This is a genomic window from Burkholderia sp. BE12 (genome assembly GCF_002959955.1).
Lineage (GTDB): Bacteria > Pseudomonadota > Gammaproteobacteria > Burkholderiales > Burkholderiaceae > Burkholderia.
Window position 1 is genome coordinate 76,204 of the sequence record NZ_PREY01000028.1, and the last position, 24,491, is coordinate 100,694.

Here is a 24,491-nt window from a genome sequence, read left to right on the forward strand (position 1 = left end):
GTATGGCCGAATCGACTTCGTTGGCAGCATGTCCCGCCTGCGTTTCACCGCACGCCTGATCGATCGGACGCGATTCCGTTGCCTGCGAAAAGACCCGGTTACGAGCGATGGAGCGGATGCATGGTTTCCCAAGACGACACCCCGCACGACGACGTCACGCGCGAGGAGATTCACCATCGGCAGATCGACATGCGCGGCTATCGGCGCAGCGATGGCCTGTTCGAAGTGACGGCCTGCCTCGCGGACCGCAAGACCAGCGATTTCAAGCCACCCGGCGGCACGCGGACAGTCGCGGCGCTGACGCCGCTCCACGATCTCGGCGTGACACTGGTCTTCGACATCGACATGGTCGTGCGCGCCGTATCCACGTTCATCCGCTCGCATCCGTATGCGCAGTGTCCGGGCGGCGGCGACTCGCTGCAGGCGCTCGTCGGATTGAACATCGGCGCCGGCTGGAACAGCGAGATTCGCAAGCGCCTGCCGTCCTGCGAGACGTGCACGCACCTGAAGGAACTGCTCGGCCCGATCGCCACGACGGCCTATCAGACGATGGTCGGCATGCGGCGATCGTCGCTCGATTACCGCGACAGCGAAGGAAAGCCGCTCAAGATAGACAGCTGCTACGCATACGGCGCATCGCGCGATCTCGTGAAACGTCTTTGGCCCGAATATCACCGGCCTCCGGCGACGGCACCGGCAAAGGACAGCTAGCGCGCCGGCATTCGGTCGGTTAGGCGGTTGTGGAACGGTATCGAGCGAACAGCCGCGGATCCTGCCTTTGTCGATTCGGTCGATAGGCGCCGCCGCATCCGTCATCAGAAAACGCCCAGCGCCAACCCCGCGGCGAGCCCCGCACCCAGTTCGGCGCAGCGCGCGAGCGCGTCGCGGTCGATCGTCTTCGTCGCGAGAATACGCTCCGGCGTCTGCGCATGCGTGCAGACGATCAGGCCGGGCGCGACGTTCTTCAACCGCCATCCGGTCGCGATCCGGTCGATCTGGCGCAATGCGTTCTGTCCGTCGCTTCCCGCGCAAATCATCGCCGCATACGGACGGCCGTTCACGCGATCGAGCGCCGCGTAGTAGCAGCGATCGAAGAAATCCTTCATCAGCCCCGACATCGCCGCAAGATTCTCCGGCGTCGCGAACAGGTACGCGTCGGCGGCCAGCACGTCGTCTGCGCTCGTCGCGTCCGCGCGCTGCAGCCTGACGTCGACGCCGGGCTGCTCGCGCGCCGCACCGGCAGCCGCTTCGGCCATCTGCTGCGTGCCTCCGGTCATCGTGTGATAGACGATCAACAGCGTCTTCATGGATAGTTGCTCGCAGTCGGCTTCGGATGCGCCGGCGGTATCGTCGAATTTGGGCCGGATAGCCGATCGTTTTCCCCGGATCGGCAGGTTTCGCGCATTGCAACGATTTTGATTGGCCCGCGCATCCGGATGCTTACGGATGCACGTTCAGTCGAGCGTGCGATGCCGCGCCGTGCCGCCGTCTGGTCGCGCGTAGTACGCGAGGAACATGTCGGTCGCCGATTCCGCCACTTTCTGCTGCTCCTGCACCGTCAACGGCGGCTGGCCCATCGTGATCTGCGGCCAGAACGCGAACGCCTTCACGGCGCCATGCAATTGATGCGCGGCGAACACCGGATCGGCGACCGACAGACGACCGGCGGCCGCCGCGGCACGCACCCAGATCGCGACGTCTTCCTCACGCTCGCCGAGGCGTTCGACCATGTCGCGCGCCCGTTCCGGCGAATGGATGGCCGCGCCGATCGCGACACGCGCCAGCGCGAGAAATGCCTCGTCGTTCATCAACCGCAATTTGCGGTCGAGCAGTGCGAGCAGTTGATCGCGCAGCGGCACGTCGGCGCGATAAGTCGGCGAGTTGCCGGTCCGGGTCGCGTCCCACAATTTGTTCAGGATCGCGGCGAACAGCGTCTCCTTGCCCGGGAAGTGGTTGTAGACGGTGCGCTTCGACACGTCCGCGCGTGCCGCGATGCGATCCATGCTCGTTGCATCGTAGCCCGCCGCAAGAAATTCCTCGATCGCCGCGTCGACGATGGCCGCGCGCTTTCGATCGGTCAGACGCTGAGGGGGAGTGCTGGTATCCATTCAGAAATTTTACACCGTGCAGTTTACTTATCCCAAAGATAAACTACACTGTTTAGTGTACTTTATTCTCCGGACGGACCCACATGGCATCGCCTCTCGTTTTGATTCACCGCATTCTGGGCCTCGCGGCCGCCCGACGTGGCCGGACGCTGCCCGGCGGTTCGCCGCAGCACAACGGCGAGCGCTTTGCCAACGTCGCGCCGCGGCCCGCCGAAGGATTGGGCAAGACGCTGGGAATCGCCTGGAACATGCTGGTCAACAAGCCGCGTCATACCGTGCCCGCCGGCGCCTTGCCCGTCGATTCGCTGACCCGCGCCGAACTCGACGTGGCGCCCGATCGCAGCCTGTACCGGCTCGGCCATTCGACGCTGTTGCTGAAGTTGCGCGGCGAATTCTGGTTGACCGATCCGGTCTTTGCCGAGCGCGCATCGCCGTTTCGGCGCATCGGCCCCAAGCGCTTTCATGCGCCGCCGATCGCGCTGGAGGATCTTCCGCCGCTGCGCGGCGTGATCCTGTCGCACGATCATTATGATCACCTCGACCGCGACACGGTGCTCGCGCTTGCCGCAACCACCGGCGTGTTCGTGACGACGTTGGGCGTCGGCGATCGGCTGATCGAATGGGGTATCGACGCGAACAAGGTCCGCCAGCTCGACTGGTGGCAAAGCATGGACGTGGCCGGGCTGACGCTGACGGCTACGCCCGCCCAGCACTTTTCCGGGCGTAGCCTGTTCGACGGCAACAGTACGCTGTGGGCGTCGTGGGTGATCGTCGACGACGACCTGCGCCTCTTCTTCAGCGGCGATACAGGCTATTTCGACGGCTTTCGGGAAATCGGCGAGCGCCTCGGGCCGTTCGACGTCACGCTGATCGAAACAGGCGCCTATGATGCGCAATGGCCGTACGTGCACATGCAGCCGGAAGAAACCGTGCAGGCCCACATCGATTTGCGCGGACGCTGGCTGATCCCGATCCACAACGGCACGTTCGACCTCGCCATGCATCGCTGGCAGGAGCCGTTCGAGCGTGTCACGGCGTTGGCGCTCGTGCGCGGCATCGAGCTGTCGACACCGAGGATGGGCGAACGCCTCGATCTCGGCGCACCGCATCGCGGTGAGCGCTGGTGGCGCACGGTCGACGACCGCGCGCCAGCGCCGGCGGCGAAATCGCGACGCCGGCAGCTTTGCGCATCGCAGGCAACGAAGTAGCCCGCCAGTCGTTGCACGTGCGTTCCGGGCAGGGGGCGTGCCGCCGGCCTCCCCTGCACGTCGACGGCCTGCCTTCGACCTGATTATTCGAGTAGAGAAGTCATGCATCCGGTATCCGTCCGATACATACCCGGCCAAGGAGACGATGACGTCGCCATCGCGGCATTCGATCAGGCAGGCCATCGTTCGATCCGCCGCAGCCGTGAAAACGAGCTGCGACAGACGCTCGCGGAGCGCGTCGCGAGATGGACCGAAGGTGTCAATCAGCTCAACACGGCCATTCCCAACTTGAGCTTTCATCGAAGGGAAGCACCGACGCTGCCGATGGAATGCATGGTCGAGCCGAGCTTCGGCCTCGTCGTTCAGGGTGCGAAGCAGGTCATGCAGAGCGGGGACGCCTACATCTACGACGCCGACCGCTTTCTGATCACGTCTCTCGATCTGCCCGGTTCGACGCAGATCGTCGAGGCCCGCCCCGACAAACCGTTTCTCGGGCTGGGCCTCAAGCTCGACTTCCGCGTCATGGCCGAACTGATGATGCAAGTCGCGCCGGATCACGACGATGCGCCAGCAGGCCGCGGACTCGTCGTCGGCGACATGACCGAACCGCTGTACGACGCGCTAAACCGGTTACTCGCGCTGCTGGACGACCCGAACGCCATTCCCGTTCTCGCACCGTACGTCGAGCGGGAAATTTACTATCGGCTGCTGACGAGCGACCAGGGCGCCCGGCTGCGCCAGATTGCGTCCGCCGGCAGTCAGTGCAACCGCGTGTCACGCGCGATCCGGTGGTTGCGCGCTCACTATGACGAGTCGTTACGCGTCGATGATCTCGCGGCGCAGGTTCAGATGAGCAGCTCGACCTTCCATCACCACTTCCGTCAGCTCACCGGCATGAGTCCATTGCAGTATCAGAAATGGATACGGCTCAACGAGGCACGTCGACTGATGCTGGCGGAGCGGCTCGACGCTGCCTCGGCGGCCTTCCGGGTCGGGTATGCGAGCCCAACCCAGTTCAACCGCGAATATAGTCGGCTATTCGGTAACTCTCCGCGAAGGGATATCGATAGCCTGAGAGGTGGCGCGGACGTCGCTCTGTCGATCGTGGCGAGTTATTGATCGCGATGGGCGACGGGGGAGATGTGCTGGTTCTGACGGGATCTCCAAGGTGCGGGATGGGCTTCTCGCACGATGGGTCGAGTGGGCTCGCTCCTCTTCCGAAGACTACGTTGTACCGGCCGCGCACCGGATTTCTTCCCGCCTCCTCCAACCTTAGCTTCTTCTCGCGATGCTCTCAGATTCCATGAATCGGGTGCTCGAGAGATGCGTTGTCACGTGACAACTGGCGCTAAATATCGGCGCACGTTGCGCTGAATTGGCGCCTCGACGCCGTTCGGTTGTGCACCGATCCGCCGGCATGTCGATGTCCTCCGGAGATGCCTCATCGAGAAACGTATCGAACACTACAAATTACGTACTATCAAAAACAAATTTGCATGCCGTTGGCATCAACTTTCACGTTGGTAGGCTGAAAAAGCATACGCCCCCATTTCTGGGCGCCGCTGTCCTCTTTTCGCGTGAAACAACATGAAGAATATGGCGCAAGCCATTGCCACACAAGGATTTCCGGCAACCACCGATTTTCGGAGAATGTTTCACGACCCGCCTCGTTTAGATCGTCACATGCTTCTGGCACGTGCATTCGGCACCAATTGCGGCCTATATACGCTGCAACCTTACGCACTTTGCTACCCCCGGTGCAACGCATCGGATACCTGCCACAAAACTAACCCCCTGCCCTATCCGAGCAGTACGAGCGGCGATGCCAAGAGCAGTACGAGCGGCGATGCCAAACTTCACGCCCACAAAAATAGGGACATATCAATACGATGACGATATCCCCTTTGGGACATACCTCGGCAATCGCTCAGTGGCATCGCGTCAGCATACGAGCGCACGCACGACGAGAGGAATCAGGTGAGCCGCCAATCATGCCCGGATCTCGCTACCCGGACGCTCCTTTGCAATGCCGCCCGGAACGCATTCTTTATACGTCCTCACGCCGCCCGAGCTTCCAGACATCGCCTCCTGTTGTCACGTGACAACTTACCGATTCAGCGACGTGCCAGGTGGACTAAAAGCTATCGGCGACGCCTTTTTCCTGAGCAATACGCCTCCTACGCAGACTGGATCGACCAACCACGGCTATTCGTTGATGATCGCAAAGTCTCTCCTCGGTGCGCGCCTGGAGGCGTTTGTCACGTGACAACCCATCTCGTCGCCAGGTAAGCGTAGGTAGTCACGAGCCACGCATCGGCAATTGAAGTTAAGCGGCTTCATCGCCACCCAAGTAGTACTCGCATCGAAGACTTCCCCGCCACGTACGCCTCGGGAGGAATCGAGTGTCCGGGGACTTGTCACGTGACAACTGCCTCTTTTCGCGCTGCCGACAACATCATGGACACGGATTCGTACCGAGCTTCGAATGGAATCAACATACGACGAGGCATGAAGTCTCAGCGCCATGGTCCGTTATCGATGTCAAAGACAGTCGCTTTCTTTATGTCGATTGTTATTTATAAACCGTAGTCGACGATTTTTTATCGAGTCACTCGCGAATAGTGTTTTGGCCATTCGGCCTATTTGTCACGTAACAACCACAATGCTCAATAAAACGTCCACGGGATCGAGCGCTTTTCTGGACATTCCATGAATAACTGCATATATTACGAAAAACTCCGTGGAGGAATTCAATGGCTTTCAAGATCGCCGTCAGTAATCAAAAAGGTGGGACTGGAAAGACAACCATCTCCGTCAACATCGCGGCTGCGTTCGAAGCCGGCGGCAACAAGGTCGCACTGATCGATGCCGACCCTCAAGGCACTTCCGTCCGTTGGGTCACGAGCGGCGAGAACACACTCCCGATGACGGTCCTGTCGCTGGCGCCCGCCGGCCGCGGCATCGGCGGCGAGATCAAGAAGCAGGACGCAAATTTCGACGTGATCGTCGTCGACTGCCCCGGCAACCTCGAAGATCCGCGTATTGCATCCGTCCTCGAAGTGGCCGACTTCTGCCTGGTGCCGCTTTCGCCGTCACCGGCCGATCTGTACAGCACCGTCGCCATGATCCGCATGATCGAGTCGATGCGTGCCGTTCGAAACCCTCAACTTTCTTCCGCATTGATGTTGAATAGTGTTAATGGAAAAACTAAAATGCGTGAAGAAATTTTAAAAATTCTAAGGGCTGAAGAAATAGGGGAGCATCTGCTCGACAGCCAGATCGCGCAACGCGAGGTCTATCGTCAGACGTTCGCGCTCGGTACCACGATCCATCACCACAATCGATACATGAAGGGCCTGAAGGAAGCCCGGGCGGAAATCGAAAAGCTGGTCACGGAAATGGCCCAATACATCGCGTCGACGCGCGCTACCGGAGCCGCCCATGGCTAAGGACACCTCGAAAGACAAGAAGCCGACCGGCAACCTGCATCTGGCAGCCGGCCTGTTGCGCGGACTCGCGCAGGAAAATGCGGCACTCGAAACGCGGCTGCCCGAGCCGGCGGCCGCACCGGCTGCCGTCGTTGAAGCGACGCCCGCCAGTGTAGCGGCCGCAACCGCGCCCGCCGGTACGTCCGATCTGGACGCGCCGCAGAAGGTGCTGGTCAAGGACTGCATCCCGAACCCGTTCAACCCGCGCGTGTTCTACTCGGAGTCGAGCCTGCACGAACTCGCGCTGACGTTGAAACGGGAAGGGCAGATCGAACCGATCAAGGTCACGCGGCTCCCCGAGTTTCCCGGCAAGCTCGTCGTGATCGACGGGCAACGCCGCCTGCGAGCGACGAGCATCAACGGCGACGAAACGATCAATGCGACGTTCCGCACGGATCACACGCCCGAACAGCTCTATACGATCGCGTATCGGGCGAACCACGACCACGAACGCCAGACGATCTTCGATGATGCGGTGGCATGGAAACGTCTCCTGGACGAGAAGGTCTTTGCCGACCAGAACACGCTGGCGGAGAAAATCGGCAAGGACAAGGCATCGATCAGCAAGACGCTGTCGCTGAACGCGTTGCCGAATACGTTGCTGGAGCGGATGGCCAGTGCAAACGACGTGGTCGGTCTGCAGGCTGCGTATTTCCTGAAGCTGATCTTCGAACGCCTGGGCGAGCCGACGGCCGACCGGCTGCTGACGGCCGTGATCGACCGGAAAAAATCCGTCCGCGATCTCGAAAATTTCCTGCGTACGCAGAGCGACGGCGCCAAGAAACCCGGACGCACACGCTACAGCGTCCGTCATGACTTCGCACTCGAATCGCGCGCGATCGGCCAGTTGAAAACCTATCCGGACGGGCGTCTGGATCTGCAGCTCAAGGGCGTCGACGCATCCCACCAGGAAGCGCTTGCCGACAAGCTCAAGACCGTCATCGACGCGTACGTCGCCGATCTGGCGGCGGCCACGTCAAAGTAACGTCCACCGGCAAAAGGTCTCGCCTCCGCACTGCGCCGCAACGCCGGACCGCACCATGGTCCGGCGAAGGCGCGCACGGCAGCGAGGCCTCGTTCAGTTGCCCGCGAGGCTGCTTTTGAGCAGGAATTCCAGCAGGTCGTCCGAGGTCGGCTCGCCCCAGGTGTCGAGTGCCAGCCATCGGAAGAAGCTGGTCTGCGCCAGCTTGCTCGCCTTTTTCTTCGGCGACAGCGTCAGGTCCTTCGAACCCGCCACCGTCTCGTTGTAACGCTCGATCAGCTTGGTCTGGTCGTCGATCTCCAACTCGCGGAAATACGCGCCGGCTTCCTCGACCTTCGCCGCCAGATACTTGTCGCGAATCTGTTCCTGCTTGCTCTGCGCGGACTCCTTCGCCGGCGCGGCTGCTTCGGTTCCCTGCCCGTCGGCCAGCGTGTAACCGTGCGTCAGCGCCTTGCGGAAGTACGCGGCGACGTTGTCGACCGGCGCCGCATTCTTCTTCGTAGTCCGATTGAGCGTATAGGCGATCGCCGCCTTGATGCGCTGCACGCCGTATTGCGTGATCAGCCGGCGCGCTTCCGAACGCGGAATGCCGAACTTCGCGACCTCGTCGACCAGCGCTTCGTTCTTGACGTCGCCTTCTTCGACCGTATCGGTGCTTTGCTTGCGCGTCACCTTGAACTGCACGGCTTCCACGCTGCGGCCGGATTTGTGTTCGATCAGCTCGAGCGTGTGGTCCGATACTTCGTTCACCTCCTGGATGCACGGCACCAGGACCTTGCTCTTGAACAGCTTGTATTCCTTGTACGACTGCGATGCCTTGTCCTGGCCGAGAATGAGGTCACGGAATTTCGGCAACGGAATCTTCGCGGTGATGCCGATCCCTTCGTAGCGCACCGTGTTTTCCCACAGCGCGAGCGAGTGCGACCGCCGGAACTCGCGCGCGATCCGCATATCGATCAGCGCGTAGATTTCGGGATTGAGCAGTTCGCTGCGAATCTGGTCGGAGAAGCTGTACTTCAGCACCGATTGCTCGAGCTCCGCGCCGGCGAGCAGGCCCGACGCTTTCCAGACCGTCGAACGGTCCGCGGCCAGGTAGTCCCAGTTGACGACGGTACTGATCAACGAGTTGACCGTGTCCTTCACGTACTTCGTGTTGTTGCTGTTCAATCCGCTCTCGTGCGACAGCGACGCGATCGAGATCGAGAAGCTCGTCCGGCCCGGTTCGAACGCCTCCTGCCGAAGCGCGTTCTTGATCAGCGAGCTGAACATCTTGCGCTGTTGCAGACCGATCTTTCCCGACTTCGGTGCGATATGAATCGCCTGGACCGCCTTGCGCAACAAGTCGGGAGGCTCGGGGGTCTGAAACAGCGAAACCTGTTTGTCTGAGCCTTTACTTGCGGGCTTGCGCGGCATCGTCGTGTCCGGGTAAGGTTGCCTTATTGAAAGCGGACTTTATACCTTTTCGTGCCGCGGAGCAACGTCCTTGCTCCAGCATCACTTTCACTATCTTATTTAACTCACTGATACAAAATGGAAAATGCCGGTTACGCGATTTGCGCAGAGCCCCATATCCATCTACCTTTTGATCAAAAAAGCCTCCCAGAAGTCGCTACCTTTCAGGGGTGCACAGGGAAACCCGGCACAAGATTTGCCACAAAGAAGGTACCCGTCCATGGGGGCAAATGAGCGGAATCGAGATCGCCGGCAGGATTCGTGGTGCCCTGCAACACGACCGAGGTTTTCTCCCATAACTTGCTACCTTCGTCGATTCCCATAGATGGGTCCCTGTCAGTATCGGAGACACTCTTGCTTTCCGTCCTCAAGGTGGAAATCGCTCCCATAAATGGCAACCATTCGTTTTCCCCATAAAAGGTAACCTGTCCACGGCCTTGGCCCTGTCTATGGGAAAGCTTCATGGGACGCCGAAGCGATGAGCAGAGAATTGACAGAAATAGCCTCCCATAAATGGATACCTGAGAGACTCCCCATAACCGGCTACCCGAGAAAAATCGCTGTGCACACATTCGACTACCGATCGAGAAAAGCACCCCATAAAAGGCTACCTTCATGTGTTCCCATAGACGGCTACCCAACGCGAATTGCGGTCGATTTCCCATAACAGGATACGTTCGCCCCATATCCACAACCCCGATTCCCCACAGCGCGGTACCCCAACCCCCAAATCCACAGACCTGAAACCCCAGACCCTTCCACCTGTGCTCCCATAAATGGGTACCGAACACCGCTCAAACCCTTGGCACACAAGGCTGCGAGCCGTCTAAAAGTAGTTAAAGAAGTAAACGTGGTTTACCAAAGATGTAAACACACGTGTGCTTGCACAGAAAGACGAACCCCATAAACCGCTACCAATGGGAGCCATCTGTGGGATGCCATGCGCCCAGAACGCTCGACTCAGGCTGACTTGCCCTGTGTTTGGGACCCTCTGCCTGGACAACATCAGGCCTGACAAGGCAACCCGAAGAGGTAAGTGCCCACTCACAAACACCGAAACGTAGAAACTTATGGGAAGAAATCCCTGGATTCAACGTAGAGGTTCCCGTTTATGGGACCCAAAACTCTGCCCAGTGCCCTCTCGGCACCCGTGATTGACCAGCGGAACGAATCCCGTCGATTTCCCCCCACAGCGGTTCGAAATCATCCTGGACCCGTTTCAAGTGGTTTTTTGTACTCGCGCTGCGTCGTCTGGGGACAAGTTTTTGTCGATCGCCTGTGACGCGGCTCGCCAAATTTAGCCTGTGGACTGTGCCGGACGGGATCCGCGCCTGGCTGTTTTTCATCCCCACGACCCGTCCGTTTTTCTACCTTTGGAGCCTCGCCCGGGAAGTCATGCTGGCCCGTCGCCGGCAACGAGAGACTCAGACCTCGCCCGAAAACGAACCGGGTGCGCCGAAATGCCACCGCATGGAGGGGGCCCCGGGACGATCTCGACGGGCTGCATCGAGATCGCTGCAAGCCAACGTGAAGATGTTGTTGTTGCCGAAGCTCACCGTAATCGAATTCCACGATGCTCCCGTACATGCTCACCTTCCCAAAAATCCGGAATCCCGTAAAAGCTCACCGATCAGGCGTAGCACACAGGTATCAGCAAGCTGTGTAGATTGCCGGCCAGCCTGTCGACACAACACATCATCGATCGAAGCAAACAAGAAACGATCGGCATCCATGTGTGGCGCCCGATGCGTCGGCAAGCTCGGTCGCATGGATGGACAGGCCTTCGCGGGCATCTGCGCACCCTCTAGACGAGTGCTGCTCGTCCATGATGGGTTTCGGCCCATTCGTGTAATCAATCGCGCGACGTCTTCACTGCTCGCGCAGCCTTCGCCTTTTTCGTCAGACCTTGCCAGTCGACAACAAGCCCAGCCTCCACAGCTAGCCTTCTGCATCACGAGGTGGCAACGGTTGCCGCACGAGCGTCACAGCACGACGCAACGACGCAACGTAATCGACTTGATCGCCGTCGAAGCGAATCGTGGCCGTTTATGGGAGGAACCGTCGTTCGAGTCGCGTCGAACGACGACGTGACGCACGGATCGACTGCTGCTGCGGTGATCGTGCAAGCACGTCGATACTCATGTCGCGCATGAGCGTGTCGATATCACCACCAGTGAAACAGCCGTCGGTGCCGCGCGTCGCAACGTGTCCAACGATTCCCGTCATCGAACGCACGGACCACGTTGTCTCCCATACGTGTATCCCCAATTCCGTCAGCACGTTGGCGCCACATTTTTTGCGACACGGTTATGATGCTCAGGTCCTGATCGCGACATGACGACTGATCAGGGCAGGGGCGGTATCTCGATGGTTTTTCAAACCGTGATGGTCATCCAAAAAGAGAGTTCAGCGATGCGAATCCAGATCAGAAAACTCACGCTGGCTGCTACTGCAGCCGCTTTCCTGTTCGGCTCGGCCGTTCCGGCATTTGCGCAGACCGACGCCGCCAGCACATCGGCTGCACCGGCAGCACAGGACGCCAAGGCCGCGAAGAGCCAAGCGCGCAAGGCGGCCCGGGCCAAACGCAAGGCCGAGCACAAGGCTGCGCGTGCGAAGAACACCGCCGAGCTGAAGAAACTCGAAGACGCCGGTTACAAGCCGGCGGCCAATGATCCGAACTATCCGCAGAACCTGCAAAACGCGGAGAAGAAGGCCGGCGCAGCAAGCCAGTAAGTCGGCAAGCGTCCGTCCGGCGGCAAGCCGCGGTTCGTCCGCGGCTTGCCGCGTGCGTTGCGATCGCGCGATGTACGAAGGCAAGCAGGTTCCGCACGCTTATCCAATTTGATTCGGAATCCTGCGTGTCGCGAAGATGCACGACACGCATGCAGGCGGCGGTCAGCGCCGCCCACCCGCCGCAGTTGCGCTTCCCGTTGCCTTCAGCCAGTCCTTGAACGCGCGTACGGTGTCGTCATCCGCCCGCGCCGACGCCACATACGTGAAGTAGCGCCACGGCGGTAGCGCCGGTTCGCTGAACGGCTGAACGAGCCGGCCTTCCGCGATGTCGTCGGCCACGAGCGCGATCGGTCCCATTGCGACACCGAGACCGTCGAGCGCGCCTTGCAGCGTCAGGTAGAAATGCTCGAGCGTGAGCGAGTGCCGCGGGACGAGATTCGGGTGCCCGGCCGCGGCGAGCCATTCCGGCCACATGCCCGGATAGGTTGCCGCGTGCAGCAGCGTGAAGCCGGCGAGATCGGCGGGCGTATCCAGCGACCGGCCCTCCAGCAGCTTCGGCGCACATACCGGCAGCCGGACTTCGGACAGGAATTCTTCCGCGACGTATCCATCGATGGCCTGCGGGCCGCCGCGAACGATCAGGTCGACCTTGTCGCGCAGCTTTTCGATCGGCTCGTTCGACGTCGACAGCCGCACCTCGATGGCCGGATGCGCCACCTGGAACGACGACAGCTTCGGGACGAGCCAGCGCAGCGAGAACGTCGCGGGCGCGCTGACGCGCAGCACGCGCTGCTGTGCGTGGCCGAAGTGCTGCGCGGTGGCGAGTGCGATTCGGTCGAACGAAGCGCCGACCTCGGCGAGGTACGCGCGCCCGGCCGCGGTCAGTTCGACGCGGCGGTTGTGGCGTTCGAACAGCGGCCGTCCGAGCCATGCTTCCAGTTGCTGTACATGCCGGCTGATCGCGCCGTGCGTGACGCACAGCTCGTCGGCGGCCAGCGTGAAGCTGCCGAGCCGCGCGGCGGCTTCGAACGCGCGCAGCGAATTCAACGGAGGGAGTCGTCGGGCCATTGCATCGTTTCGCGTGAAATTTACTCACACGATGGTTCAGGTTTAATCGTTTGATCGGGTGATCCGACTCCGCCAATATGGCACACAAACGGCCGACTTGGGCCGAACCAGTGTCTGAATTTCTCACATGGAGTACGGAGCATGCCGAACGTGGTGGTAGTGGGCGCCCAATGGGGTGACGAAGGCAAGGGGCGCGTCGTGGACTGGCTGGCGGCACAGGCCGATCTCGTCGCACGCTACAACGGCGGCCACAACGCGGGTCACACGCTGATCGTCGGCGGCCGCACGTACAAGCTCGCGCTGCTGCCGAGCGGCGTCGTGCGCGGCAAGCGCGGCGTGATCGGCAACGGCGTGGCGCTCGACCCGGAAGCGCTGCTCGCGGAAATCGGGCGGATGGCCGAGCTCGGGTTGTCGGTTACGCCGGACAACCTGTCGATCGCGGAGAACGCGACGCTGGTGCTGCCGATTCACCGCGCGATCGACCAGGCGCAGGAGCGTTTGCGCCGCGAACCCATCGGCACCACGCTGCGCGGGATCGGGCCGGCCTACGAGGACAAGGTCGGGCGTCGCGGGCTGCGCGTCGGCGATCTCGCGGAACCGGGCGGGCTCGCGGCCAAACTCGACGTGCTCGTCGACCATCACGACGCGTGGTTCCGCGGACTGGGGCTCGACGAGTACGATCGCGACGCGATGCTGGCGACGCTGCTGGCGCTTGCACCGAAGATCCTGCCGTTCGTGCGTCCCGTCTGGGCCGACCTCAACGACGCGACCGATCGCGGCGAGCGCATTCTGTTCGAGGGTTCGCAGGCCGTGATGCTGGACATCGACTGGGGCACGTATCCGTTCGTGACGTCGTCGGGCACCGTGGCATCGGCCGCGGCGGCCGGCACCGGGCTCGGTGCAGCGAAGCTCGGCCACGTACTGGGTGTCACGAAGGCGTATGCGACGCGGGTCGGCGGCGGCCCGTTCCTCACGGAGCTGACCGACGCCACCGGCGAAACGCTGCGTGCGCGCGGACAGGAGTTCGGCGTCAACACCGGCCGCCCGCGCCGCTGCGGATGGCTCGATGCCGCGCAACTGCGTCAGGCGGTCAGGGTCTCGGGCATCGATTCGCTGGCGCTCACCAAGCTCGACGTGCTCGACGGCTTCGAGTCGATCGCGCTGTGCGTCGGTTACGAATTAGACGGCGTGCGTGTCGACCATCTGCCCGCGAGCCTCGATGCGCAGTCGCGCGCGAAGCCGCTCTACGAACGCTTCGAAGGCTGGCAAGGCTCCGTGAAGGGCGTGCGCGAGCGTGCGGCGCTGCCCCGGGCCGCGCAGGATTTCATCGCGCGCATCGAAGCCGTGGCGGGCGTGCCCGTCTCGATGATCACGACCGGCGCGGAGCGCGACGATACGATCGTGTTGCGCAATCCGTTCGATGCGGCGGGCGCCGCGTAACGCGCGAGACGCGAAGGGCGTCGATCGACGAAGGAATCATGGTCGGCGGGTAGTTTTTGCCGACCGCGGCGTTGGCCTGTCGGCACCTTCGATACGCATGTACGTCCGGCCCGGATGCCGCGCGGCGAGCGGCTCGGCAGCACGATCCGGCATCCGGAGCGTGCCGCATACGGCGAACTGGACACGCCTGCAACGCTGCTGTACTGTTCCGCACAATTCGCGCCAGACCGGCGTGTGCCGGCGCCGCCGGCATCCTGGCGGCACGGTGGCGCGACGTGACAATCCCGGGGACAGGTCGATGGACACGTTACAGATGATGCGCATTTTCGTCCGGGTCGCGGAGGAGGGCAGCTTCACGAGCGCGGCCCAGCGCTTGGACATCACGACGGCCTACGCGTCGCGTTCGGTCGCGCAACTCGAAACGCATCTGCGCACGCGCCTGCTCAACCGCAGCACGCGCCGCATCGCGCTGACCGACGCCGGGCAGCGCTATCTCGACCGCTGCCAGCGTATCCTCGGCTATATCGACGAAGCGGAAGCCGAGGCGGCCGATGCACAGGCGAAGCCGTCCGGACGGCTGCACGTTCACGCGACGACGAGCTTCGGCCAGTCTTACGTGGTGCCCGCCGTCGTGCGCTACCGTGAGCGTTATCCGTCGGTCGCGGTCGAGCTAACGCTGTCGCAGCATGTGCCCGACATCATCGACGAAGGCTACGACGTGTCGCTGCAGTTGAGCACGACGGAGCTGCCCGATTCCGGGTTGGTATCGCAGCGGCTCGGCGACGTGGGCAGCGTGTTGTGCGCGTCGCCTGCCTACCTGAAGACGCGCGGCACGCCGCGCACGGTGAGCGATCTCGCCGGGCATGCGTGCCTGCAGATCGTCACGCCGCTCTTTCCGCGCGACCGCTGGCATCTCGACGGTCCGAACGGCCGCGAAACGTTCGAACTGCCGGTGCCCGATTTCCAGGTGAATATCGCCGATGCGCTCGGCGCCGCGTTACGCGCGGGGCTCGGGATCGGCTCGCTGCCGATATCGGCTGCGCTGCCCGCGCTCGCGAGCGGCGCACTGGTGCGCGTGCTGCCCGATTACCGGTTGCAGAAGCTGACGGTCTATACGTTGTATGCGTCGCGTCAGTATCTCGATGCGAAGATCCGCACGTTCGTCGATTTCCTGCGGGAATGCGTGCCCGAGCTGCTGGCCGCCGACGAGGCCGCGTTGAACGCTTGCTGCGCGTCCCCTCGCTCCTGATTCACGCAAGGTCGGTATCGTAAGTACCGTGCACTGTCTTCCGGCTCAATATAAGTAATTCGGAATCTTTTATTAAAGGAAACTGACGAATGCATGTGCATCGACCGGGCCGGACGACGATGCCCGTGCCACCGGCGTGTCCTTATGAAAACGCTTGCTTTTGATATCGAACATCATTGGTTCGGCGTGCGGCGGCCGCCTTTTAGAATCGGTTCGACCTGCTTCATCGCATGCGCGCCCTCCGTTCGCGCCCACTTCATCGAACCCGAAACGACATGGCAGATCAATACTTCAGAACCCGCCGCCGGCTGCTTCATGCCGGCCTGGCGATCGCGGCAGGCACCGCCGCCCACCCGGGCCTTGCGCTGGCCGGCGCGGCCAGCACGCGTACGTTGCGCATCGGTTATCAGAAAGGGCCGCTCAGCCTGCTGAAGGCGCGCGGCACGCTGCAGGGCAAGCTCGCGACACTCGGCGTGAACGTCACGTGGACCGAATTCCCGTCGGGCCCGCCGCAACTCGAGGCGCTGAACGCGGGATCGATCGATTTCGGCGATGTCGGCGAAGCGCCGCCGATCTTCGCGCTCGCGGCCGGCGCGCCGCTCGTCTACTACGCGCAGACGCCGGCCGGTCCGGCAGCCGAAGCCGTGATCGTCCCGAACGATTCACCGGTCAAGACCTTTGCCGACCTGCGCGGCAAGCGCATCGCGCTGGTGAAGGGATCGAATACGCACTTTCTGCTTGTCAGGCTGCTGCAGGCCGCGAAGCTCGGCTATACCGACGTCACGCCGGTCTGGCTGTCGCCGTCCGATGCGCGGGCCGCATTCGAGAACCGCTCGGTCGACGCGTGGATCATCTGGGATCCGTTTCTCGCGGTGGTCCAGCAGGCATTCGGCGCGCGCATCGTCGCGGACGGCACGGGGCTCGTCGAGAACCGCAGCTACTACTTTGCGTCGCGCACGTATGCGCAGCGCAATGCCGACGTGCTCGACGCGGTCGTGTCGGAACTGGCGACGGTCCAGCGCTGGCTCGATACGAATCGCGCGCAGGGCGCGGCCGAATTCTCGAAGCTGTGGGGGATTCCGGAGCCGGCCGTGGCGCTCGCGTTTCGCCGCGCACGCTTCGGTGTCGAGCCCGTCACCCGCGACACGCTCGCGTACCAGCAGCGCATCGCGGACGTGTTCCATCAGGCCGGCATCCTGCCGAAACGCGTCGACGTCAGCCTGGCTGCACCGCCCTCGCTCGCGTGAAGGTGTCGCCGGCCCCACGATGGGGTTCGCGATGAGCAGCGAACCCGCCGCGATATCCGTTCATGGTGCGACGCGCGACAGCGGTACCGCTTCGCCGCGCAGTCTCGCGACGTCGCGGCCCGGCGCGTCGCCGAACAGCCGCGCGTATTCGCGGCTGAACTGCGACGCGCTCACATAGCCGACGCTTCGGCCCGCCTGTCGCGCATCCATCGCCGACAGGCACATCAGGCGGCGCGCCTCCTGCAGCCGCAGCACCTTCTGGCATTGCAACGGACTCATCGACGTGACCGCACGGAAGTGATGGTGGAAAGTCGACGGGCTCATCTCCGCCTGTCGCGCAAGCGAGTCGACCGCCATCGGATCGAGGTAGTGGTCGCGAATCCATGCGACGGCGCGCGAGATGCGCTGGGTCGTCGAACCGGCGTCGCCGATCTGCGCGACGCGCGCGCCCGACGGGCCGCGCATCAGCCGGATGAGGATTTCGTCGACGATCAGCGGGGCGAGCAGGTCGAGGTCGTCGGGTTGTGCGATCAGTTGCATCAGCCGCGCGACGGCGTCGACGATTTCGGGCGTCGCGTCGAGTGTGTCGAGCGCGCCGTAGTCGGCGGCTTTCGGCAGTCCGTGCGGAAAGACAACCGGCGTGAGCGCCGCAATGCGGCGCGGATCGAGTTCGAGTTGCGCGTAGAGGAAGGGCTCGGCCGGGCTCGCGCGCGTCACGCGTCCGGTCACGGGCAGGTCGGCGGTGGCGACCAGCATCCGCGATGCGTCGATCGTGTAGGTAGCGTCGCCGACCCGCATCGACTTCGCGCCCTGCCCGACGATACTCAGGCACGCGTGATGCACGCCGTGGTTCCACTGTGGCGGCGGCGCGGAAGCGCGCGCGATGCGCATGCCGCGCAGCGGGAGGTCGAACATGCCGTCGTGCGGCGCGTACGCGGCGATCAGCGCCGCGAGCCGGGCCGCGGATGGCCGGGTTCGCGACCGGGCATCGTGATCCGGCGGGTTGCGCGGTTGTGGCGGCGTTCGAGCGTCGATTTCCATGTTGCGTAAGCGGCTGGCGGAGTGGGCGATGCAATGCGCGCGGCGGCGATTCGCTGTCGAGGTGCACGCACGGCGGTCACATCGTACGGCGAGTTGCGTGTGCGGGATTGCCTAAACCTGTCCGAAATTAGCCCGATCATCCGGACCTGCACGGTCGGCGAGCGCGTCGTCCATCGTTGCACGGTGTGCAGCGCACAAATTCGGAAATTAAGGCAAAACAATCGCAGGATCGGGCAAGCCATTTTCCGGCGGTTTCCCTACCATTGCACCTGCTGAAGGAAATGCGATTCAGCGCGCCCGGATGATGCGGGCAACACCGTCCGCGTGATGCGCGGACGCCGCTGGCCATGCCGCGTGCGTCGCCGCCGCGAATCGCCGGAAAAGACTCAGGACTGCTATTGAACGATCGTGCATCGGGCTTGCCGAGGCCGGTTTGCGTCCGTTGCAAGCCGGCTCGTGCGTGTCGCACGCGTGCCGACCGGCCCGGCTGAGCCCGCGTCGGTGCCGCCGCATTGGCCGTGCCGATGCGGGCCGGCCGCGGCGCGGCGTCGGGTGCAGGCATACGGGCAGTCGTCCGCGCAGGGAAATCCGGACAAATGGACCAACTTCAATCGATTCGGGCATTCGTGACGGTGGCACGAGAGGGCGGGTTTCGCCGGGCGGCGACGCGGTTGCGCGTGTCGACTGCGATGGCGAGCCGGCTGGTCGATGCGCTCGAGATGCGACTCGGTGCGCGGCTGCTTCAACGCAGCACGAGTCACCAGTCGCTGACGGAAATCGGCGAGCTGTATCTCGCGCGCGTCGAGCGGATTCTCGGTGCGATCGACGAGATCGACGGTCGTTTCGTCGCGATGGGCTGCAAGCCGGAAGGCGTATTGCGCGTGGCCGCGCCGGTCGCGTTCGGGCTCAGCCAGTTGAGCGCGCTGCTCGATCGCTTCGTGCACCGGTTTCCGGACGTGCGGCCGACCGTAACGCTGACCGATGCCCACGTCGACCTGACCGCCGAGGACATCGACGTCGCGTTCCTGACGGATGGCATGCCGGTGTCCGGCGCCCACGCGCTGCATACGCTGGCCGCATACGAGTCCGTGCGGGTCGCGGCGCCGGGTTACGTCGCCGCGCACGGCGGCGCGGCTGCGTCGGGCGACTGGCCGGACATTGCGACCGTGCGGCTGGAGCTGCCGGCGGCCGACGACGACCACGCGGCCCGGATTCGATCCGGCGCGACGCCCGGCAATACGGGCGTCGGCCATCTCGAGATGGCGCGGCGGCTGGCCGTGGCCGGCATGGGCGCGGCGGTGCTGCCCGCGTATCTCGTCGACGCCGATCTGGCGGCCGGCACGCTGGTGCGCGTTGCACCTGTCCACCCGCTCGCGCCCGTCACGCTGAAGCTCGCGCATGCGCGTGCCGCGCGTCTGCCGGCCGCCGCGCGCGCGTTCGTCGAATTCGTCGGCGCCGCGTTCCGGCCCACGAACCAGCGGTCTGGCTGAACCCACGGCAACGCGAGCCCACGGGCTCGCCGTTCTTTTTCGGAAGCAGTTCGGTGCACGAACGCTTCGCAGGGTGCAACGCACACCCGTAACACACGTCCGCATCCGCGGTGGACAGGAAGCTGCAAGTCCGCCGCGCGTCAGGGCCATGAGGAGATCTGGTGATTCCCATTGAAGGTCGTCTAATTGTGAGAGGTCGCTCCATGCGCGTCGAACGGGTTCCATACCGCTTAATCACTGCCGCAACGGCTGCCGTTTTCCTGGCCGCGTGCGGCAAGAAAGAATCGGCACCGTCGCCGCAAACGCCGGAAGTCGGCGTCGTCACCGTGCAGCCGCAAGCCGTGCCGGCGGTAACCGAACTGCCGGGCCGCACCAGTGCTTTCCTCGTGGCGCAAGTGCGCGCACGGGTCGACGGCATCGTGCTGCGCCGTGAATTCACCGAAGGCACCGACGTCAAGGCCGGCCAGCGCCTCTACAAGATCGATCCGGCGCCGTACATCGCCGCGCTGAACAGCGCGAAGGCGACGCTCGCGAAGGCGCAGGCGAACCTCGTCACGCAGAACGCGCTGGTCGCGCGCTACAAGGTGCTGGTTGCCGCGAACGCGGTCAGCAAGCAGGACTACGACAACGCGGTCGCCACGCAAGGCCAGGCCGCGGCGGACGTCGCGGCCGGCAAGGCGGCGGTCGATACCGCGCAGATCAATCTCGGCTATACGGATGTCGTGTCGCCGATCAGCGGCCGCGTCGGCATCTCGCAGGTGACGCCGGGCGCATACGTGCAGGCGAGCCAGGCGACGCTGATGTCGACGGTGCAGCAGCTCGACCCGGTGTACGTCGACCTTACGCAGTCGAGCCTCGAAGGGCTGAAGCTGCGTCAGGACGTGCAGAGCGGCCGTCTGAAGACGAGCGGCCCGGGCGCGGCGAAGGTGTCGCTGATCCTGGAAGACGGCAAGACCTATTCGGAGTCGGGCAAGCTGCAGTTCTCGGACGTGACGGTCGACCAGACCACCGGCTCGGTGACGATCCGCGCGGTCTTCCCGAACCCGGGCCGCGTGCTGCTGCCGGGGATGTTCGTGCGCGCACGGATCGAGGAAGGCGTGAACGAGAACGCGTTCCTGGTGCCGCAGATCGGCGTCACGCACGACCAGAAGGGGCAGGCGGTCGCACTGGTCGTGACCGCGGCCAACAAGGTCGAGATGCGTCCGTTGACGACGACCGGCACATACGGCCAGAACTGGATCGTCGAAGGCGGTCTGCAGGCGGGCGATCACGTGATCGTGCAGGGCGTCGACAAGGTGCGCCCGGGCGCGACCGTGAAGACCGTGGCCGCGCAGCTCGCCCCCGCGGCGGACGCCGCATCCGCCGCAGCGGCAAGCGCCGCGCCGACGAGTACCGCGGCCCATGCCGCAGCGAGTTCGGCCGCCGAGTCGAGCGCGCAATAACCGGGAGTCCGTTTCATGGCCAAGTTCTTTATCGATCGCCCGATCTTCGCGTGGGTGATCGCGATCGTGCTGATGCTGGCCGGCGTCGCATCGATCTTCAAGATGCCGATCGCGCAGTATCCGACGATCGCACCGCCGACGATCCAGATCCAGGCGAACTATCCGGGCGCTTCCGCGAAGACGGTGGAAGACACGGTGACGCAGGTGATCGAGCAGCAGATGAGCGGGCTCGACAATTTCCTGTACATGTCGTCGACGAGCGACGATTCGGGCAACGCGACGATCACGCTGACCTTTTCGCCGGGCACGAATCCGGACGTCGCGCAGGTGCAGGTGCAGAACAAGCTGTCGCTCGCGACGCCGAACCTGCCGCAGGTCGTGCAGCAGCTCGGCATGCAGGTCACGAAGTCGAGCAGCAACTGGCTGATGTGGTTCGCGTTCAACTCCGAGGACGGCCGGATGTCGAAGGAGGACCTGACGAACTACGTGGCGTCGCACGTGCTCGATCCGCTGAGCCGTGTCAACGGCGTCGGCCAGACGCTGCTGCTCGGTTCGCAGTTCTCGATGCGGATCTGGCTCGACCCCGTCAAGCTGACCAACTACAGCCTCACGCCGACCGACGTGACGGCCGCGATCACGCAGCAGAACGTGCAGATCGCGGGCGGCCAGATCGGCGGTACGCCGGCGAAGCCGGGCACCGTGCTGCAGGCGACGATCACCGAATCGACGCTGTTGCGCACGCCCGAGCAGTTCGGCAACATCCTGCTGAAGGTCAACCAGGACGGCTCGCAGGTTCGCCTGAAGGACGTCGGCCGCGCGGCGCTCGGTTCGGAGAACTACACGTTCGACACGAAGTACATGGGGCAGCCGACGGCCGGCTTGGGCATCCAGCTTGCGACCGGCGCGAACGCGCTCGCGACCGCGAACGCGCTGCGGGCCAAGATCGACGAGTTGTCGAAGTATTTCCCGCATGGTCTCGTCGTGCACTACCCGTACGACACGACGCCGTTCGTGCGCCTGTCGATCGAGGAAGTGGTCAAGACGCTGATCGAGGGCATCGTGCTCGTGTTCCTCGTGATGTATCTGTTCCTGCAGAACCTGCGGGCGACGATCATTCCGACGATCGCGGTGCCGGTCGTGCTGCTCGGCACGTTCGCGATCATGGGCCTCGTCGGGTTCTCGATCAACACGCTGTCGATGTTCGGCCTCGTGCTCGCGATCGGCCTGCTGGTCGACGATGCGATCGTGGTGGTCGAGAACGTCGAACGCGTGATGGCGGAGGAGGGGCTGTCGCCGAAGGAAGCGACCCGCAAGGCGATGAGCCAGATCACCGGGGCACTCGTCGGCGTGGCGCTCGTGCTGTCGGCGGTGTTCGTGCCGGTGGCGTTCTCCGGCGGCTCGGTCGGCGCGATCTATCGTCAGTTCTCGCTGACGATCGTGTCGGCGATGGTGCTGTCGGTGCTGGTCGCGTTGATTCTGACGCCGGCCCTGTGCGCGACGATCCTGAAGCCGGTCGAGAAGGGGCATCACGAAGAGAAGAAGGGCTTCTTCGGCTGGTTCAACCGGACCTTCGATCGCAGCCGCGATCGTTACACGGGCGGCGTGAATCATGTGATCCGGCGCTCGGGCCGCTGGCTCGTGATCTACCTCGTCGTGTTCATCGCGGTCGGTGTGATGTTCGCGCGCCTGCCGAAGTCGTTCCTGCCCGACGAGGACCAGGGCTACATGTTCATGATCGTGCAGACGCCGTCCGGCTCCACGCAGGAAACGACCGGCAAGACGCTCGACAACATCAACACGTACCTGACGACCGCCGAGAAGGATGTGGTCGACTCGGTGTTCACGGTCAACGGCTTCAGCTTCGCGGGCCGCGGCCAGAACGCGGGTCTCGTGTTCGTGAAGCTGAAGCCGTACGAGCATCGCCAGCGTTCGGACCAGAAGGTGCAGGCGCTGATCGGCCGGACCTTCGCGCACTACTCGCAGTACAAGGACGCGATGGTGATTCCGTTCAACCCGCCGTCGATTCCCGAACTCGGCACGGCCGCCGGCTTCGACTTCGAGCTGACGGACAACGCCGGTCTCGGCCACGACGCGCTGATGGCCGCACGCGGCCAGTTGCTCGGGATGGCTTCGAAGGATCCGGCGCTCGCACTGGTGCGCCCGAACGGCCTGAACGATACGCCGCAGTACAAGGTCGACATCGACCGCGAGAAGGCGAACGCGCTCGGCGTGACGGCCGCGGCGATCGACCAGACGTTCTCGATCGCGTGGGCATCGCAGTACGTGAACAACTTCCTCGATACCGACGGCCGGATCAAGAAGGTGTACGTACAGTCGGACGCGCCGTTCCGGATGACGCCGGAAGACATGAACATCTGGTACGTGCGCAACAGCTCGGGTGGGATGGTGCCGTTCAGCGCGTTCGCGACCGGCCACTGGATCTATGGTTCGCCGAAGCTCGAGCGTTACAACGGCGTATCGTCGATCGAGATCCAGGGGCAGGCCGCGGAAGGCAAGTCGACCGGCCAGGCGATGGCCGCGATGGAAGCGCTCGCGAGCAAGCTGCCGGAAGGCATCGGCTATTCGTGGACGGGGCTGTCGTTCCAGGAAATCCAGTCCGGTTCGCAGGCGCCGGTCCTGTACGCGATCTCGATCCTCGTCGTGTTCCTGTGTCTCGCGGCGCTGTATGAAAGCTGGTCGATCCCGTTCTCGGTGATCATGGTCGTGCCGCTCGGCGTGGTCGGCGCGCTGCTCGCGACGATGCTGCGCGGCCTCGAGAACGACGTGTTCTTCCAGGTCGGCCTGTTGACGACGGTGGGCTTGTCCGCGAAGAACGCGATCCTGATCGTCGAGTTCGCGCGCGAGCTTCAGGCGGGCGGGAACATGGGGCCGGTGCGTGCGGCGATCGAGGCGGCGCGCCTGCGGCTGCGCCCGATCCTGATGACGTCGCTCGCGTTCATGCTGGGCGTGCTGCCGCTCGCGATCAGCAACGGCGCGGGCTCGGCGAGCCAGCACGCGATCGGCACGGGCGTGATCGGCGGGATGATCACGGCGACGTTCCTCGCCATTTTCATGATCCCGATGTTCTTCGTGCGGGTGCGCGCGATCTTCAGCGGCGAGACGGAAAACGTCGACGATGCATGGCGTCTCGTGCAGGGCGATCTGCAGCGCGGTCGCGACGACGCACACGATTCGAAGGGGCAGTAACGATGCAAAAACACGCTTTGAACGCAACCGCGGTCGCACTGTCTGCCGCGCTGTTTGCCACGGGCTGCACGATGGCGCCGCATTACGAGCGGCCCGACGCACCCGTCGCGCAGGCGTACCCGGCCGGCGGCGTCTACGCGACGCAGCCGGGCGCGGCCGGCGCGCGCAGCGCGAATGGCCAGGCGGCGACCGCCATCGGCTGGCGCGAATTCTTCGTCGATCCGCGCCTGCAGCGGCTGATCGAGATCGCGCTGAAGAACAACCGCGACCTGCGCGTGTCGGTGCTGAACATCGAGGCGGCGCGCGCGCAGTACCAGATCACGCGCGCGGGGCTGT

Annotated in this window: 17 protein-coding genes and 1 pseudogene; 13 read left to right on the plus strand and 5 right to left on the minus strand. The window is 63.6% G+C overall.

From position 1 onward, the window contains the following. Positions 1–120: 120 nt before the first annotated feature. A complete protein-coding gene (locus C4B30_RS26575; RefSeq protein ID WP_027786282.1) occupies positions 121–711 on the plus strand; it encodes a DUF2889 domain-containing protein in 591 nt (196 codons plus the stop codon). Between the two features lie 104 nt (positions 712–815). On the opposite strand, the gene C4B30_RS26580 is transcribed toward C4B30_RS26575, so the two are convergent. Beyond that, positions 816–1,307, minus strand: a complete 492-nt coding sequence (locus tag C4B30_RS26580; protein WP_027786281.1) for a flavodoxin family protein — start codon at positions 1,305–1,307, stop codon at positions 816–818. Between the two features lie 147 nt (positions 1,308–1,454). After that, a complete protein-coding gene (locus C4B30_RS26585) occupies positions 1,455–2,108 on the minus strand; it encodes a TetR/AcrR family transcriptional regulator (RefSeq protein ID WP_027786280.1) in 654 nt (217 codons plus the stop codon). Positions 2,109–2,191: 83 nt separating this feature from the next. Between C4B30_RS26585 and C4B30_RS26590 the strand changes: the two genes are divergently transcribed. From C4B30_RS26590 to C4B30_RS26605, 4 genes are all read left to right on the plus strand, one after another. Next, positions 2,192–3,316: an MBL fold metallo-hydrolase gene (locus C4B30_RS26590; protein WP_027786279.1), complete on the plus strand. Its 1,125-nt coding sequence runs from the start codon at positions 2,192–2,194 to the stop codon at positions 3,314–3,316. A gap of 102 nt (positions 3,317–3,418) precedes the next feature. Next, positions 3,419–4,435, plus strand: a complete 1,017-nt coding sequence (locus C4B30_RS26595; protein ID WP_027786278.1) for an AraC family transcriptional regulator — start codon at positions 3,419–3,421, stop codon at positions 4,433–4,435. A 1,634-nt stretch (positions 4,436–6,069) separates the two neighbouring features. After that, complete coding sequence (locus tag C4B30_RS26600) at positions 6,070–6,765, plus strand: ParA family protein (protein WP_027786277.1); 696 nt, start codon at positions 6,070–6,072, stop codon at positions 6,763–6,765. Next, on the plus strand, positions 6,758–7,789 hold the full coding sequence (locus tag C4B30_RS26605) for a ParB/RepB/Spo0J family partition protein (RefSeq protein WP_027786276.1): 1,032 nt from the start codon (positions 6,758–6,760) through the stop codon (positions 7,787–7,789). Before C4B30_RS26600 ends, C4B30_RS26605 begins: the two co-directional genes overlap by 8 nt. A gap of 93 nt (positions 7,790–7,882) precedes the next feature. Here C4B30_RS26605 and C4B30_RS26610 read toward each other — a convergent pair whose 3' ends face one another. Next, positions 7,883–9,199, minus strand: a complete 1,317-nt coding sequence (locus C4B30_RS26610; protein WP_027786275.1) for a replication initiation protein — start codon at positions 9,197–9,199, stop codon at positions 7,883–7,885. Between the two features lie 2,451 nt (positions 9,200–11,650). On the opposite strand from C4B30_RS26610, the gene C4B30_RS26625 reads away from it, so the two are divergent. Continuing rightward, the gene (locus tag C4B30_RS26625; RefSeq protein WP_027786274.1) at positions 11,651–11,971 is read left to right on the plus strand and encodes a hypothetical protein; all 321 of its coding nucleotides are present in this window, start codon (positions 11,651–11,653) and stop codon (positions 11,969–11,971) included. Between the two features lie 162 nt (positions 11,972–12,133). Here C4B30_RS26625 and gcvA read toward each other — a convergent pair whose 3' ends face one another. Beyond that, positions 12,134–13,039, minus strand: a complete 906-nt coding sequence (gene gcvA, locus C4B30_RS26630) for a transcriptional regulator GcvA (RefSeq protein ID WP_027786273.1) — start codon at positions 13,037–13,039, stop codon at positions 12,134–12,136. A gap of 141 nt (positions 13,040–13,180) precedes the next feature. On the opposite strand from gcvA, the gene C4B30_RS26635 reads away from it, so the two are divergent. From C4B30_RS26635 to C4B30_RS26650, 3 genes are all read left to right on the plus strand, one after another. After that, entirely contained in the window at positions 13,181–14,479 is a 1,299-nt protein-coding gene (locus tag C4B30_RS26635; protein ID WP_027786272.1) for an adenylosuccinate synthase, read from the plus strand. Positions 14,480–14,777: 298 nt separating this feature from the next. Next, positions 14,778–15,728: a LysR family transcriptional regulator gene (locus C4B30_RS26640; RefSeq protein ID WP_027786271.1), complete on the plus strand. Its 951-nt coding sequence runs from the start codon at positions 14,778–14,780 to the stop codon at positions 15,726–15,728. Between the two features lie 275 nt (positions 15,729–16,003). Next, complete coding sequence (locus tag C4B30_RS26650) at positions 16,004–16,975, plus strand: sulfonate ABC transporter substrate-binding protein (RefSeq protein WP_027786270.1); 972 nt, start codon at positions 16,004–16,006, stop codon at positions 16,973–16,975. Between the two features lie 60 nt (positions 16,976–17,035). Here C4B30_RS26650 and C4B30_RS26655 read toward each other — a convergent pair whose 3' ends face one another. Beyond that, positions 17,036–18,016, minus strand: a complete 981-nt coding sequence (locus C4B30_RS26655; RefSeq protein ID WP_027786269.1) for an AraC family transcriptional regulator — start codon at positions 18,014–18,016, stop codon at positions 17,036–17,038. A 596-nt stretch (positions 18,017–18,612) separates the two neighbouring features. Here C4B30_RS26655 and C4B30_RS26665 point away from each other — a divergent pair. The 4 genes and pseudogenes from C4B30_RS26665 to C4B30_RS26680 form a co-directional block, all read left to right on the plus strand. Beyond that, positions 18,613–19,506, plus strand: a complete 894-nt coding sequence (locus C4B30_RS26665; RefSeq protein ID WP_027786268.1) for a LysR family transcriptional regulator — start codon at positions 18,613–18,615, stop codon at positions 19,504–19,506. A gap of 203 nt (positions 19,507–19,709) precedes the next feature. Beyond that, on the plus strand, positions 19,710–20,948 hold the full coding sequence (locus C4B30_RS26670) for an efflux RND transporter periplasmic adaptor subunit (RefSeq protein ID WP_027786267.1): 1,239 nt from the start codon (positions 19,710–19,712) through the stop codon (positions 20,946–20,948). Positions 20,949–20,963: 15 nt separating this feature from the next. Continuing rightward, complete coding sequence (locus tag C4B30_RS26675; RefSeq protein ID WP_027786266.1) at positions 20,964–24,155, plus strand: efflux RND transporter permease subunit; 3,192 nt, start codon at positions 20,964–20,966, stop codon at positions 24,153–24,155. Positions 24,156–24,157: 2 nt separating this feature from the next. Next, positions 24,158–24,491, plus strand: a pseudogene (locus tag C4B30_RS26680) (TolC family protein); the annotation flags it as partial.